Raw genomic sequence first — 12,988 nt, 5'->3', positions numbered from 1 at the left:
GTTTGAGTGGAGCCGCTGCCGCGCGGCAAGCTCGGGCGGCTTCGCCGCATTGGTTCTGGCACATCTGATGTCGCGAGTTTGCGCAAAACCGGGATTTGAGTCGCTCACCGGTTTGCCCTTGCGAAGCGCCCCCACACTTGCCTCTGCGTGCCTCCGCCGTCATAATATCAACCCTAAAGTTATTTGTGCAAAAGGGTTCCTCTTATGTCAAAAGTGATCATCGGTATCCACGGTCTGGCCAATAAGCCCAAGAAATCGGTTCTCGAAAAGTGGTGGAAGTCTGCCATCCAGGAGGGCCTTGCAAAGACCTGCGGCATGCCAGACGCGGTGTTCGAATTCGACATGGTGTGTTGGGCGGACCTGCTCTACCTTCACTCATTGCATAACGAGCAGGGGTTCGAGTTCGACGACCTCTTCAACACCGAGCCCTATATCGAGGCGACGGAAGAGCTAAACGACTATGACGCTGGGCTGGTGGATATGGTGCGCATCGGCGGCTCGAGCCTACTGGGTGGGCTGGCGGACCTGGCGCGGCAGCGGCTGGGCACGGACGGGCTGGCAAGCGCGATCCTGCAGCGCCACCTGAAAGACCTTGATTTCTATTACGATACCAATCGCGAGATCCTGAACCGCGCGGAGCCGAAGACAATGCAACTGGCGCGCATGGTGCTTCAGGCGGATCTGATCGAGGCGCTAGAGCGGCACCGGGGCAAGGAGATCATGCTGATTGCGCATTCCATGGGCACGATCATTGCCTATGACGTGCTGCGCGACCTTGGCCAGCGCGAGCCGGATTATCGCCTGGCGCAGCTCGCCACGATTGGCTCTCCCCTGGGGTTGCCCTATGTGCGGCGCATGATCGGCGGCGAGCGTGACGCCGTGCGCACGCCCTCCGTGGTGCGCGGCGCCTGGGTCAACTACTGGGACCGGCGCGATGTGGTCGCCATAGACGGGCACCTGCGCGACGATTTCTCGGCCAATCGTGACGGCGTCCGCGTGGTCGATGACTTGGTCGAGAACGCCTATGTCGGGCTCTCGAAAGAGCCGAACTACCACAAGTCCTACGGCTATCTGCGCGCGCCTGAAGTGTCGCGCAATATCAAGGCGTTCCTGGACACCTAGAGCGTTTCGACATTAGTTTGAGACATATCCAGCGGCCTTGAAGTAGTTCGAGCATTCTTCCGGATCGTACAGGTCACAGATTTCACCGATGGCTTTGAAGACGGATGTGAACGAGCGTGCTCCGATCCGTCGGAGATGGGCCTTGAGCTTCGAGAAAGCTTGTTCAATCGGGTTGAGGTCTGGGGAGTGTGGCGGCAGGTACAGAAACCAGCAGCCATGCGCCTTTAGCGCGGCTGCTGCTTCCTTGTTGCGATGCGTGGCCAGGTTGTCGAGAATCACCACCGTGCCGGGTGTGATTTCGGGCACCAGCACTTCGCGGATGTAGGCGGCAAAAGCAGGACCGTCCATTGCGCCTTTGATGACCCAGGGTGCGATCAGCGCATCATAGCTCAGACCGGCAATCAGTGTCTGCGTCCCCCAACTGCCGAAGGGCGCGTCCATGGTCAGGCGCTCGCCGCGTGACGCCCAGCCCCGTAGCCGCGTGAGGTTCGTCTTCACGGCGGTTTCGTCAATGAAGACAACACGATCCGGTGAGGCCCCGACGGCCGGAATGCGATGAGCAAACCAATCAGCCCGCCGTCGCCTTACCTTGGCATGGCGGCGCTCGGAGGCCACCAACGACTTTTTTTGTGCGTGAAGCCGAGGCGCTTGAGCAACCCCGCAATGGCGGAATGATGGACCGCAACCCCTTCCGCATCAGCGAGTGCATCACGCAGTTCGAATAACGTGATGTCCGGGTCCTGCGTCACCAACTCCCTAAAGAACTCTATATGGTCGGCCAGCTTGCCCGATCCCGCAGGACGTCCCATCAGTGCAACAGTGGCAGCCCCGGTACTCCGGATTCGACCGGCCCATCGAGCGCCAGTGGCGGCAGAAACCTGAAGGCGGCGTGAGGCTTCTCTCCCGGACAGTCCTTCCCTGATCAAACGCGCAAAGCGGTCGCGCAGTTCTGTCGACAATGGTGCTGGCATGATGTGATCCTCCCTATCAAGGTGAATCACAGTTCAAGCTCTGTGGGAATCCAACCGATTCAAACTTTTGTCGAAACGCTTTAGGCGGGGGGCTGGCGCGAGGGCGTCAGCTTTCGAACGCCAGATCCGCGGGAGAGATCAGCACGCCAAACTGCTGGCACCAGATCACCACGCTGGGGTAGTCCTTGAGGTTCACCCCGGCCGGGATCTCGTAGCGCTGGCTGCCCTCGAAGGCGCGCAGCTTGCCCAGGTCCACGAACATCATGTCCTTGACGTCTCCAGAGGCCCGCACCTCGGCGCTGGGCACCAGATAGACGTGGAAATCGGGGCCCGGACCGACCTTAAAGTCGTTCTGCAGGAAGACCACGCTCTCGTAGACCTCGACCCCGCCCGAGCCGAAATGGATCGGGTCCGCGGGGTTGGCGTGGATAAACGTGCCTGTGGCCACCAGGGTCTCGGCATCCGCCTCGGTGAGCTGGTCCATCGCCGCCGGGGGCGGGAACACGTAGGGAAAGGCAAGAAAGCCAAGCGCCACGCCAAAGCCCGTGCCCAGCACCCCGCCCAACAAGAAGACCGCAACCATCCGCCACATCAGAAATACCCCTACAGCCTACAACATGCGTTAATCCCTGCATGCTAGCCTCTGCGCGGTAGAAACGCCACGGTTTCGGGCTATGATCACAAGCGCGCGGGCTAGCGCGGTTCCGGGTCATCGCTCCATTGCGTCGCGCGGGCGTGCGGGCTAGGCTTCGCGGCAAAGATGAGAGAGGCAATATTCGTGGCAATCCGAAACATCTTACCCGCCGCCACCGCTTTATTCCTAGGCGCGCAGGCGATCCTACCGGCACAGGCGCAGGGTGTGGCGGGGTCCTACCTGGCTGCGCGGCAGGCCAGTTCGAACAGCGATTTCCGCATTGCGGCGGATTACTTCGCGCGCGCCATTATCGCCGACCCGCGCAACCCGGTCCTGATGGAGAACGCCATCCTGGCCTATATCAGCCTGGGCGATGGCGACCGCGCCGCCGCCGTGGCGCGGCGGCTGCTGCAGGTCGGCGCATCTAGCCAGATCGCGCATATGGCCCTGCTGGTGGACGCGTTCCAGCGCGAGCGGTTCGAGAACGTCGTGGAAGACATCGACGCTGGCATGACGATTGGTCCGCTGGTCGATGGGCTGTTGGCGGGTTGGGCAGAGCTCGGCGCGGGCCGGATGACCGGCGCGCTGGAGCGTTTCAACGCCATGGCGGAATCGCAGGGCGTCGAGGTCTTCGGGCTCTACCACAAGGCCCTGGCCCTTGCCGTTGTCGGGGATTTCGAGGGCGCCGAAGAGATCCTTTCCGGCGATGCCGCGGGCCCGCTGCAACTCAGCCGCCGCGGCGTGATCGCCTTTGCGCAGGTCCTCAGCCAGCTTGAGCGGAACGGCGACGCGGTCGAGCTGATTGACGCCACCTTTGGCGACGATCTGGACCCGGGGCTGCAAGAGGTGCGGGGCGCGCTTGAGGCCGGAGAGACCCTGGCTTTTGACACGGTCCGCAACGCAAAGGACGGCGCCGCAGAGGTGTTTGTGGTCGTGGCCGGCGCGCTGAACGGCGAGGCCAATGACAGCTATACGCTGCTTTACGCGCGCCTGGCCGAGATCCTGCGGCCCGACCATGTGGACGCGATCCTGCTGGGTGCGGCAATCCTGGAGAGCCTGAACCAGCACACGCTGGCCACCCAAAGCTATGACAAGATCCCGCATGATCACCCCTCCTTCAGCGCAGCCGAGATCGGCCGAGCCGAGGCGCTGCGCCAGTCGGGCAAGACCGACGCTGCGATCGAGGTGCTCAAAGGGCTGACCGAGCTGGAGCCGCAAAACCCCGAGGTTCACATGACGCTGGGCGACGCCCTGCGCCGCGAGGAACGCTATGACGAGGCGACAAAGGCCTATGACGCCGCCATTGCGCTCTACCCAGAGCCCGGACGCATGCAGTGGCTTGCCTTCTTCGCCCGCGGCATCACCCATGAGCGCGAGAAGCGCTGGGACCAGGCCGAGGCTGACTTCCGCTTCGCGCTGGAGCTGAACCCCGGCCAGCCGCAGGTGCTGAACTATCTCGGATACAGCTTTGTCGAGATGGGCATCAACCTGGAAGAGGCGCTGGGGATGATCGAAGAGGCCGTCGCGGCGCAGCCCAACTCTGGCTACATCGTCGACAGCCTTGGCTGGGTGCAATTCCGGATGGGGCAGTACCAAGACGCCGTGGTGAACCTGGAGCGCGCGACCGAACTTTTGGCCGTGGACCCCATCATCAACGACCATCTGGGCGATGCCTATTGGGCCGTTGGCCGGCGTGTAGAGGCCGAATTCCAGTGGAGCCGCGCGCTATCCTTTGAGCCCGAAGAGAAGGACGCAGAGCGTATCCGCCGCAAGCTTGAGGTCGGGCTGGATGTCGTGCTTGAAGAAGAGCGCGAAGAGCCTATCACGTTCGCGGCGCAGGATGGTTAACCGGGTTTGCGCGCCGAGTTACCCCCTCCCTACCGCCCTTTATTGTTCGGCGATTCGGTGAATATTCAGCGAATACTCGTCGATTTCCCGGCGGGCTGATCGAGTATGACGCATGAGCGCGGCAGTGGGTGGGCGCAGGTCTTCGCCCCCGCAAAGGTCAATCTCTGCCTGCATGTGACCGGGCGGCGCGAGGATGGCTACCACTTGATCGATAGCCTGGTCTGCTTTGCGCCATTCGGGGATCACCTGGACATTAATCGCGGAAACACTTTGTCGCTGACGGTTGAGGGGCCTGAAGCGCAAGGTGTGCCGTCCGATATGCAAAACTTGGCCATGAAGGCGGCAGCGATGGTGGCCGGTGTGGACGGATATGCGCTTACACTGACCAAGAACCTACCCGCAGCTTCGGGCATCGGGGGCGGGTCCGCGGATGCCGCTGCTGTGTTCCGCGGTATCCTCGGCATGAACGATGGCTGGATTGACGGCGAGGACGCAGTGCACTGGCCAGAGGAGAAGCTGCGGCCATTTGCATACGACATACTGGCTCTCGGTGCGGACATCCCAATGTGTATGCTCTCCCATTCTGCGCGGGTGCGCGGGATCGGCGAGAAGATCGAGTTCGTGTCCCTCGGCGCTCTCCCTGCGGTGCTGGTCAATCCACGTCTGCCCGTATCCACCGCCGAGGTGTTCTCAAGGCTCGCCGGGCGTGAGAACCCGCCGCTCCAGGACGAAATCCCGAGCTTCGCGAACGCGGCCTCTTGCATCGAATGGCTCCAGTCACAACGCAACGATCTTCAAGAGCCTGCAATTGCCACCGCCCCTGCCATCGCGGATGTGCTGACGGCGCTGGCGGAACAGCCAGGCTGTGGTCTGTCGCGCATGTCGGGGTCGGGCGCGACCTGCTTTGGGCTCTTTGCCTCCATGGAAGACGCGCGGGAAGCAACGAACAAACTTTCGGTGGATCACCCGGAATGGTGGGTCGCGGGCGGTCCGCTGGGCAGCCAGTTCAAGGCCGCTATGCCTAAGTTCAGTTGATCCGAGCGACTACGTAATCGGCCAGGTCGTGCAGCATGTCCCGCAGGTCGTGCGAGGGCAGGGTTTTGATCGCCGTTTTGGCCTTCTCTGCCCAGGCAATCGCGTCCACGCGCGTGGCCTCCATCGCGCCGTGCTTGGCCAGCAGCGCCAGGGCGTGCTCTAGATCGCCGTCCTCCTGCTTGCCCTTCTCGATGGTGCGCGACCAGAAGGCGCGCTCTTCATCGTCTGCCAATGCCACGGCTTTGATCACCGGCAGGGTCAGCTTGCGCTCGCGAAAGTCGTCGCCCACATTCTTGCCGGTCGCGGCGGCGTCGCCACCGTAGTCCAGCAGGTCATCAACGATCTGGAAGGCGATCCCAAGCGCGTCGCCATAGTCAAAGAGCGCCCGTATCTCGGTCTCGGGGCGCCCGGCGATCACGCCGCCCACCTCGGTTGCCGCCGAGAACAGCGCGGCGGTCTTGCCGCGCACCACCTGTAGATAGACGCTTTCATCCGTGCGCAGGTCCTGGGCGGCGGTCAATTGCAGCACCTCGCCCTCGGCGATGGTCGCCGCGGCATTCGACAGGATGTTCAGCACGCGCAGGTTCTCGGTCTCGACCATAAGCTGGAAGGCTCGCGCGAAGAGGTAGTCGCCGGTCAGAACGCTGGACTTGTTGTCCCAAAGCAGGTTCGCTGTGGGGCGCCCGCGGCGCTGGGCGCTTTCGTCGACCACGTCGTCATGCAGCAAGGTCGCGGTGTGGATGAACTCTACCGTGGCGGCGAGATGCACGTGATAGGGCCCGCCATAGCCACACATGCGCGCGCTCGCCAAGGTCAGCATGGGGCGCAGGCGCTTGCCGCCGGCCTCGACCAGATGCGCGGTGACCTCGGGGATGCGCGGCGCGTGCTCGGATGCCATGCGAGTCGCGATCAGCGCGTTCACCTCGGCCAGATCGCCCGCCAGGGCCGCCGCCAGCCGCTCATGCGGTCTCTTTGCGTTGTCCAGCGCCATCACCCTCGCGTCAGCGGTCTCGACATTCACCCGCTGCTCCCCTTAAATCTAATCTTATGAAAGAGCTCCTACGCAGCACCGACCCCACTGTGATCGCCTACGCCAAGGCGCTCCTTGACGGCGAAGATATAGAGGTCTTCGAAATGGACGTCCATATGAGCGTGCTGGAGGGCAGCATTGGCATATTGCCGCGCCGCCTGATGGTGGCGGACCGCTATCACTTCCAGGCCGAGGCGGTTCTGCGGGACAATGACATCGATCTTGGAAGGTGAGCTGACGCGCGACGCGTTTCTGGGCGGGCGATTGCAGGTCTGGCAGCCGCGCAGGGGGTACCGCGCGGGGGTGGACCCGGTGCTTTTGGCGGCGGCGGTGCAGGCCGGTCCCGAGGAGCGCGTGCTAGAGCTGGGCTGCGGCGTGGGCGTTGCGTCCCTGTGCCTTGCGTCGCGGACCGGGGCGGCGGTGACCGGGCTGGAGATGCAGCCGGATTACGCGGACCTGGCGCGCCGCAACGCGAGCGAGAACTCTTTGCCATTTGAGGTTCTTGATGGCGACCTGCGTGCTATGCCCGCGGCGCTGCGCGCGCAGAGTTTTGACCATGTACTCGCCAACCCGCCCTATTTCGAGCGCGCGCGGGGCACCGCCGCCAGGGATGCGGGGCGCGAGGCCGCGCTGGGCGAGGGCGCAGATTTAGCAGAGTGGGTGGATGCCGCGGTGCGGCGGTTGAAACCGCGGGGCTACCTGACATTCATCCAGCGCGCCGACCGGTTGCCTGATCTTTTGGCGGCCTGCGATGCCCGGCTTGGGGACCTTCGCGTGCTGCCGATCGCGCCGCGCGCGGGGCGCGCCGCGGAGTTGGTGATCCTTCGTGCCCGCAAGGGCGCGCTCGGGGCGTTTGCGATCCTGGCCCCGCTGGTGATGCACGAGGGCGCGGGCCATGTATCGGACGGGGAAAGTTACTGCGCTGAGGTGCAGGACGTGCTGCGCCGCGCGGCCCCCTTGAAGGTCGTCTGGTGAAGCCCCAAGTCTAAATTAACGGATGATTCATATCTCAACGTAACAATGAGATGACAAATCCCAGATTTTGTGGTGATATTGTTGCACGGTAACAAAATAGGAGACGCTGATGAGCCTGAGTTCGCATCTGGAAGAGCTTCGCAGGAAACACGCAACCCTAAAAGCCGAGGTCGAAGAAGCGCAACGCAGTCCCAGTTTCGACGCATACCAAATCACGGAACTCAAAAAGCAGAAGCTGCGGATCAAGGAAGAGATCCTGCGCCTGCAGGCGGCATAGACAGAACGCGGTCGGCCTATAGGTCCTTTACATGAACGACCCGGCGCCCCTCGTTGAAACGGGTGGCGTCTCGGGCTTCTTCCAGAACCCAGTCTAAGAATGCCGCAACATGCGGGCGCTGCTCTGCGCCGTTGGGGCACACGAACCGGTAATAGCTGTCGGTCTTAAGCGCCAAGGGGAACGGGGCCAAAAGATGCCCCTCTGCCAGCGCGCCATAGGTTAGCGAGACCCGACCCAGCGCCACGCCGCCACCCGCGATTGCGGCGTCTACGGCGTGGTCTGGCTGGCTGAACTGCGGCCCGCCGCTGGGGACCGCGCCCAGGCCAGCGCCGCGAAACCACGCCGCCCAATCCGCCTGGCGCGAAATATCGGTGACGTCGCGGGCATGCAGAAGCGTGGCGTGGTAGAGGTCCTCTGGCTCCTGATACTTTGCCGCCAGGCTTGGGGCCATCATCGGTGTGAGCCACTCGTCGAATATTGGCGTCGAGAAAAGCCCTTCATCCTGCCCGGCCCCGAATCGGATCGCCACATCCACCTCGTCGCGCTCAAAATCCATGATGCGCAGAGACGCGGAAAAGCGCAGTTCGATCTCGGGGTGGGCTTGCGCGAAGTGAAAGAGGCGGGGCGCCAGCCATTTCGCCGTAAAGGCTGGGCCCGCGGTGATGTTCAGCACGTTGGTCTCGGTCGTGCGCCGCGCCGCCCGCCACGCGAGGTGCAGCGATTCGAACCCCGCGCTGGCGCCGGGCAGCAGCGCCCGCCCCGCCTCGGTCAACTCCACCGCGCGGTTCAGGCGCCGAAACAGGGGATGCTCCAGATGCTCCTCCAGGGACTTGATCTGGAAGGACAAGGCGGCTGGGGTGACATTCAGCTCTGCGGCGGCCTTGGCAAAGCTCATATGCCGGCCCGCGGCCTCAAAGGCACGCAGGGCTGTAAGGGGCGGAAGGCGGTCCATTTCAGTTAAGTAATACTTATCCGAAGGGATGAGAAGTCTCGTTTGTAAGAGGGAATGCAAAGGCGCATATAAGATACAGTTCAAATTCACTGATCAAAGGAGCCTGCCATGGACGAGCCAATCATCGACCCGCGCTACGCCGCCGCCTACAAGGCCGCGCATGCCGCCCGCGCCCAGGCCTTTCGCGACGCTTTGCGTTGGGTGTTTCAGCGCGGCTGATGCGCGCGGGGTCGAGAATCTTCAACAATTCTTAGTGATTCGGTCCCAACAATAGAAATGGATGGGGCCGCCCGGCCCGCCAAAAAAATGGGCCGCCTCGTCAGGCGGCCCTTTCTCGCTAATTCAGCTTTGTTGCCAGCCGCAGGGCTCTTAGACGAAGAACTGCCCGCCATTGGCAGAGATCGTCGATCCGTTCACAAAACCCGCATCGTCCGAGACCAAGAACGCCACGCAGCGCGCGATCTCTTCCGGCTCGCCAAGGCGGCCCGTCGGGATTTGCGCGATGATCGAGTCGCGCACCTTCTCCGGCACCGCCATGACCATTTCGGTCGCGATGTAGCCGGGGCAGATCGCGTTGGCCGTGATGCCCGCGCGGGCGCCCTCTTGTGCGAGGGATTTCACGATGCCCAGGTCACCGGCTTTGGTGGCGGCATAGTTCACCTGGGCGAACTGCCCTTTTTGGCCGTTGATCGAGCTGATCACCACCACACGGCCGAACTTGCGCTCGCGCATCCCGGGCCAGACCGGATGCACCGTGTTGAACACGCCGGTGAGGTTGGTGTCGATCACCTCTTTCCATTGCTCCGGAGTCATCCGGTGAAACGGCGCGTCGCGGGTGATGCCCGCGTTGGCGACCACGATGTCGATGGGGCCAAGATCGGCCTCGACCTGGGCGATGCCAGCCGCAGAGGCCTCATAGTCTGCCACGTTCCACTTGTAGGTCTTGATGCCGGTCTCGGCGGTGAAGGCCGCGGCCTTCTCGTCGTTGCCCGCGTAGGTGGCCGCGACCTCATAGCCCTTGGCTTTAAGTTCCTTGGAAATAGCTTCGCCGATGCCGCGGCTGCCGCCGGTGACGAGTGCAACTCGTGCCATTAGTTTTCCTCCAGACAGTCAGAATCATTTGGTAATACTGTTACGCACGTGGTGAGAGGGGCGCAATAAAATTGCGCAGAAAACTTCCGCAATTGAAAATGGGCGAGGGCTGACCCCTCGCCCCAAACGCCCTTAGCGCTCGACGCAGAGCGCCACTCCCATGCCGCCGCCGATGCAAAGCGTGGCGAGGCCCTTTTTGGCGTCGCGCCGCTTCATCTCGAACAACAGCGTGTTCAGCACACGGCAACCCGAGGCGCCGATCGGGTGACCGATGGCGATGGCGCCGCCGTTGACGTTCACGATCTCCGGGTCCCAGCCCATATCCTTGTTCACAGCGCAGGCCTGAGCGGCGAAGGCTTCGTTGGCCTCGACGAGGTCCAAATCGCCCACGGACCAGCCCGCCTTGTCCAAGGCCTTGCGGCTGGCGTGGATCGGGCCCACGCCCATGATCGATGGGTCAAGCCCGGCAGTTGCGTAGCTGACGATGCGGGCCAGCGGCTCGATGCCCTTGGCCTCGGCGGCGTCAGCGGACATCAGCAGCACGGCGGCCGCGCCGTCATTGATGCCAGAGGCGTTGGCCGCGGTGACAGAGCCGTCCTTGGTGAAGGCCGGGCGCAGTTTCTGCATGTTCTCAATGGTGGCGCCGTGGCGGATGTACTCGTCGGCGTCCACGGTGATGTCGCCCCTACGGTTCGGCACCACATGGGCGACGATCTCGTCGGCGAACTTACCGGCCTTTTGCGCGGCTTCCGCCTTGTTTTGGCTGGCCAGCGCGAACGCGTCCTGCGCGTCGCGGCTGATCTGCCACTGCTCGGCCACGTTCTCGGCGGTCTGGCCCATGTGGTAGCCGTTGAACGCGTCCCAAAGCCCGTCCTTGATCATCGAGTCGATGTACTTCATGTCGCCCATCTTGTGGCCGTTGCGCAGGTTCGCCACATGGGGGCTCATCGACATGTTCTCTTGGCCGCCCGCGGCCACGATATCCGCATCGCCCAGCTGGATATGCTGGGCGGCAAGCGCCACGGCGCGCAGGCCCGAGCCGCAAACCTGGTTGATGCTCCAAGCGGCGCTTTCGACGGGAAGCCCGGCGTTCACATGCGCCTGACGCGCGGGGTTTTGACCCTGACCGGCGGCCAGCACCTGACCAAGAATGGTCTCGGACACTTCCGACTTGTCGATCCCGGCGCGGCTAACGATCGCGTCAAGCACCGTCGCGCCCAGGTCATGCGCGGGCGTGTTTGCAAAGGAACCACCGAAGCTGCCCACGGCGGTGCGTGCGGCTGAGGCGATAACGACATTGGTCATGGGGCCATCCTCTTTGTCGAGTTTATCCGTGACCATTTAATAGGTTTGTCGCCCCCTAAATAAGCAGGAGGCAACTCTTGGCCACGGCGCCATTCCATACATTCTGCGGCGCAGCGTGGCAAGGTCAGGTGCATCTGGAGGGCGAATGACCCTGTGGCGCGCCGAGCGATCTTGGCACGGCCTAGCCGACGCGTCGGTCGCCAGCCTTGATCCAATGCGGCTTGGTCGTGGGAGCGCCAAACAAATAGCCCTGCATGCAGTCCACCCCCAGCTGGGTCAAGAACGCGGCGTCCTCGGGTGTTTCGACGGACTCCGCGACGGTGAACATCTCAAAATGGCGCCCAAGCGACATAAGCGCAGAGGCCAGCACCTGATTGTCAGGGTCCTTATGGATGCCGCGGATGAAATGCCCGTCGATCTTTAGGATATCGAAGAAGAAGTCCTTGAGATACCTAAAGGACGTGTGCCCTGCACCGAAGTCGTCAAGCGCGAAGGTGATCGAGCGGTGCTGCAGGTCATCCATGAACGCGCAGACCTGTTCGGGGTATTCCATCGCAGAGCTTTCCGTGACCTCCAGGATCAACCGCTCTGCGACCGTGGAGCTGAGGCTAAGCCCCTGGTTCAGCGTTTGCATCCAGCGGTCGTGGCCGATGGATCGCGCGGACATGTTTATCGATAGCCGAAGCCCCGGTACGGCGGCCAGCGTCTCCAACCCGAGTTTTAGGGCAAGGCAATCAATCTGCCGCCCCAATTCGGTATGTTCAATCTGCTCGATAAACTCCGCCGCGGGAATGATGCGCCCGGTTGGGTCCATTACGCGAATCAGACCCTCGTAGAAGGCGGGTTGTTCGGGGTTCTGTGTGGACACGACCGGTTGAAAGGCCAGCAGAACCTCCTGGTTGGCGAGCGCGCGCTGCACCATTTGGATGGTCGCCTTGTCGCGTTCCGCCAGCGCCTCGGCCAGCGGGTTGCTTTTGTTACTGCGTGGTGCATGCGCCTGATTTGGCGAACTGGGCATCAGTTACTCCCGTTGTCTTGGGCGCATACTGAACGCATTCAATAAACAAGTTCCTAATTTTCGCGTTTTGTTCTGCTGGATATCCCCTTAAAATTGACAGCAACTGATCTTCGGAGGGACCGAGATGCCTGAGAGCTGCACCTGGCCGGGGACAGACCCGCTTTATATCGCGTATCACGACACCGAATGGGGGGTGCCCGAATACGACGCGCGTGCGCTTTGGGAGAAGCTCATCCTTGATGGGTTCCAGGCGGGCCTCTCCTGGATAACGATCCTGCGCAAGCGGGACAATTTCCGGGCCGCCTTCGAGGGGTTCGACCCGCGCGTGATCGCTCAATGGGCAGAGCCCGAGGTCGTGCGGCTCTTGCAGGACGAAGGCATCGTGCGCCACCGCGGCAAGATCGAGGCCACCATTGGCAACGCCCGCGCCTGGATCGACATCGAAGAGACCGAGGGCTTCAGCGCATTCTGCTGGCGCCATGTGGGCGGCGCGCCGATCCAAAATGCCTGGCAGAGCACCGCGGACGTGCCCGCCGAGACCGAGGAATCAAAGGCGCTTTCGAAGGCGCTCAAAAAGGCGGGGTTTCGGTTCTGCGGGCCCACGATCGTGTACGCCTGGATGCAGGCCTGCGGGCTGGTCAATGATCACGTGCTCGGCTGCCCACGTCGTGAAGCCTGCGCGGCGCTGGCCGCGCCGAAACTAGCGACCTAAGGCGCCGCCGCCCAGAA

At 62.8% G+C, this 12,988-nt stretch carries 14 protein-coding genes; 7 read left to right on the top strand and 7 right to left on the bottom strand.

The annotated features are described in order from the left end of the window. The first annotated feature begins 204 nt into the window (after positions 1–204). Positions 205–1,122, top strand: coding sequence for an alpha/beta hydrolase (locus tag AIOL_RS00330; protein ID WP_049641063.1), 918 nt, complete (start codon positions 205–207; stop codon positions 1,120–1,122). Positions 1,123–1,134: 12 nt separating this feature from the next. Here AIOL_RS00330 and AIOL_RS24130 read toward each other — a convergent pair. Continuing rightward, positions 1,135–2,093, bottom strand: a protein-coding gene (locus tag AIOL_RS24130) for an IS630 family transposase (protein WP_152912289.1) whose coding sequence is annotated in 2 segments (ribosomal slippage) — positions 1,135–1,749 and positions 1,752–2,093 — 957 coding nt in all. Because the reading frame shifts where the segments join, the coding sequence is not laid out codon by codon here. 106 nt (positions 2,094–2,199) lie between these two features. After that, complete coding sequence (locus AIOL_RS00315) at positions 2,200–2,685, bottom strand: DM13 domain-containing protein (RefSeq protein WP_049641061.1); 486 nt, start codon at positions 2,683–2,685, stop codon at positions 2,200–2,202. A 168-nt stretch (positions 2,686–2,853) separates the two neighbouring features. On the opposite strand from AIOL_RS00315, the gene AIOL_RS00310 reads away from it, so the two are divergent. Beyond that, positions 2,854–4,575, top strand: coding sequence for a tetratricopeptide repeat protein (locus AIOL_RS00310; protein WP_082152345.1), 1,722 nt, complete (start codon positions 2,854–2,856; stop codon positions 4,573–4,575). A 105-nt stretch (positions 4,576–4,680) separates the two neighbouring features. Further along, entirely contained in the window at positions 4,681–5,610 is a 930-nt protein-coding gene (locus AIOL_RS00305) for a 4-(cytidine 5'-diphospho)-2-C-methyl-D-erythritol kinase (protein ID WP_049641060.1), read from the top strand. Here AIOL_RS00305 and AIOL_RS00300 read toward each other — a convergent pair. Next, on the bottom strand, positions 5,603–6,601 hold the full coding sequence (locus AIOL_RS00300; protein WP_049641882.1) for a polyprenyl synthetase family protein: 999 nt from the start codon (positions 6,599–6,601) through the stop codon (positions 5,603–5,605). The two genes, AIOL_RS00305 and AIOL_RS00300, sit on opposite strands and share 8 nt — an antisense overlap. 56 nt (positions 6,602–6,657) lie before the next feature. Here AIOL_RS00300 and AIOL_RS00295 point away from each other — a divergent pair, with 56 nt between their 5' ends. The 3 genes from AIOL_RS00295 (at position 6,658) to AIOL_RS24125 (ending at position 7,892) form a co-directional block, all read left to right on the top strand. Further along, complete coding sequence (locus tag AIOL_RS00295) at positions 6,658–6,873, top strand: putative signal transducing protein (RefSeq protein ID WP_049641059.1); 216 nt, start codon at positions 6,658–6,660, stop codon at positions 6,871–6,873. Further along, a complete protein-coding gene (locus tag AIOL_RS00290) occupies positions 6,851–7,615 on the top strand; it encodes a tRNA1(Val) (adenine(37)-N6)-methyltransferase (protein ID WP_049641058.1) in 765 nt (254 codons plus the stop codon). The genes AIOL_RS00295 and AIOL_RS00290 overlap by 23 nt, the downstream gene beginning before the upstream one ends. A 109-nt stretch (positions 7,616–7,724) precedes the next feature. Next, positions 7,725–7,892: a YdcH family protein gene (locus tag AIOL_RS24125; RefSeq protein ID WP_082152344.1), complete on the top strand. Its 168-nt coding sequence runs from the start codon at positions 7,725–7,727 to the stop codon at positions 7,890–7,892. A 16-nt stretch (positions 7,893–7,908) separates the two neighbouring features. On the opposite strand, the gene gcvA is transcribed toward AIOL_RS24125, so the two are convergent. The 4 genes from gcvA to AIOL_RS00270 form a co-directional block, all read right to left on the bottom strand. Then, positions 7,909–8,844: a transcriptional regulator GcvA gene (gcvA, locus tag AIOL_RS00285; protein ID WP_049641057.1), complete on the bottom strand. Its 936-nt coding sequence runs from the start codon at positions 8,842–8,844 to the stop codon at positions 7,909–7,911. 369 nt (positions 8,845–9,213) lie between these two features. Further along, on the bottom strand, positions 9,214–9,936 hold the full coding sequence (phbB, locus tag AIOL_RS00280; RefSeq protein ID WP_049641056.1) for an acetoacetyl-CoA reductase: 723 nt from the start codon (positions 9,934–9,936) through the stop codon (positions 9,214–9,216). Positions 9,937–10,068: 132 nt separating this feature from the next. Further along, the gene (locus AIOL_RS00275) at positions 10,069–11,241 is read right to left on the bottom strand and encodes an acetyl-CoA C-acetyltransferase (RefSeq protein WP_049641881.1); all 1,173 of its coding nucleotides are present in this window, start codon (positions 11,239–11,241) and stop codon (positions 10,069–10,071) included. A gap of 181 nt (positions 11,242–11,422) precedes the next feature. Continuing rightward, positions 11,423–12,259 carry an EAL domain-containing protein gene (locus AIOL_RS00270; protein ID WP_049641055.1) on the bottom strand — a complete coding sequence of 279 codons (837 nt, stop codon included), beginning with the start codon at positions 12,257–12,259 and terminating at the stop codon, positions 11,423–11,425. Positions 12,260–12,383: 124 nt separating this feature from the next. Between AIOL_RS00270 and AIOL_RS00265 the strand changes: the two genes are divergently transcribed. Further along, positions 12,384–12,971 (top strand): DNA-3-methyladenine glycosylase I, encoded by a 588-nt coding sequence (locus AIOL_RS00265; RefSeq protein WP_049641054.1) that lies wholly within the window; start codon positions 12,384–12,386, stop codon positions 12,969–12,971. The last annotated feature ends 17 nt before the right edge of the window (positions 12,972–12,988 follow it).

It is taken from the genome of Candidatus Rhodobacter oscarellae (assembly GCF_001078595.1).
GTDB lineage: Bacteria > Pseudomonadota > Alphaproteobacteria > Rhodobacterales > Rhodobacteraceae > Rhodobacter_B > Rhodobacter_B oscarellae.
Note: the sequence above shows the minus strand (reverse complement) of the source record. Positions and strands in the feature narration are given on the sequence as shown.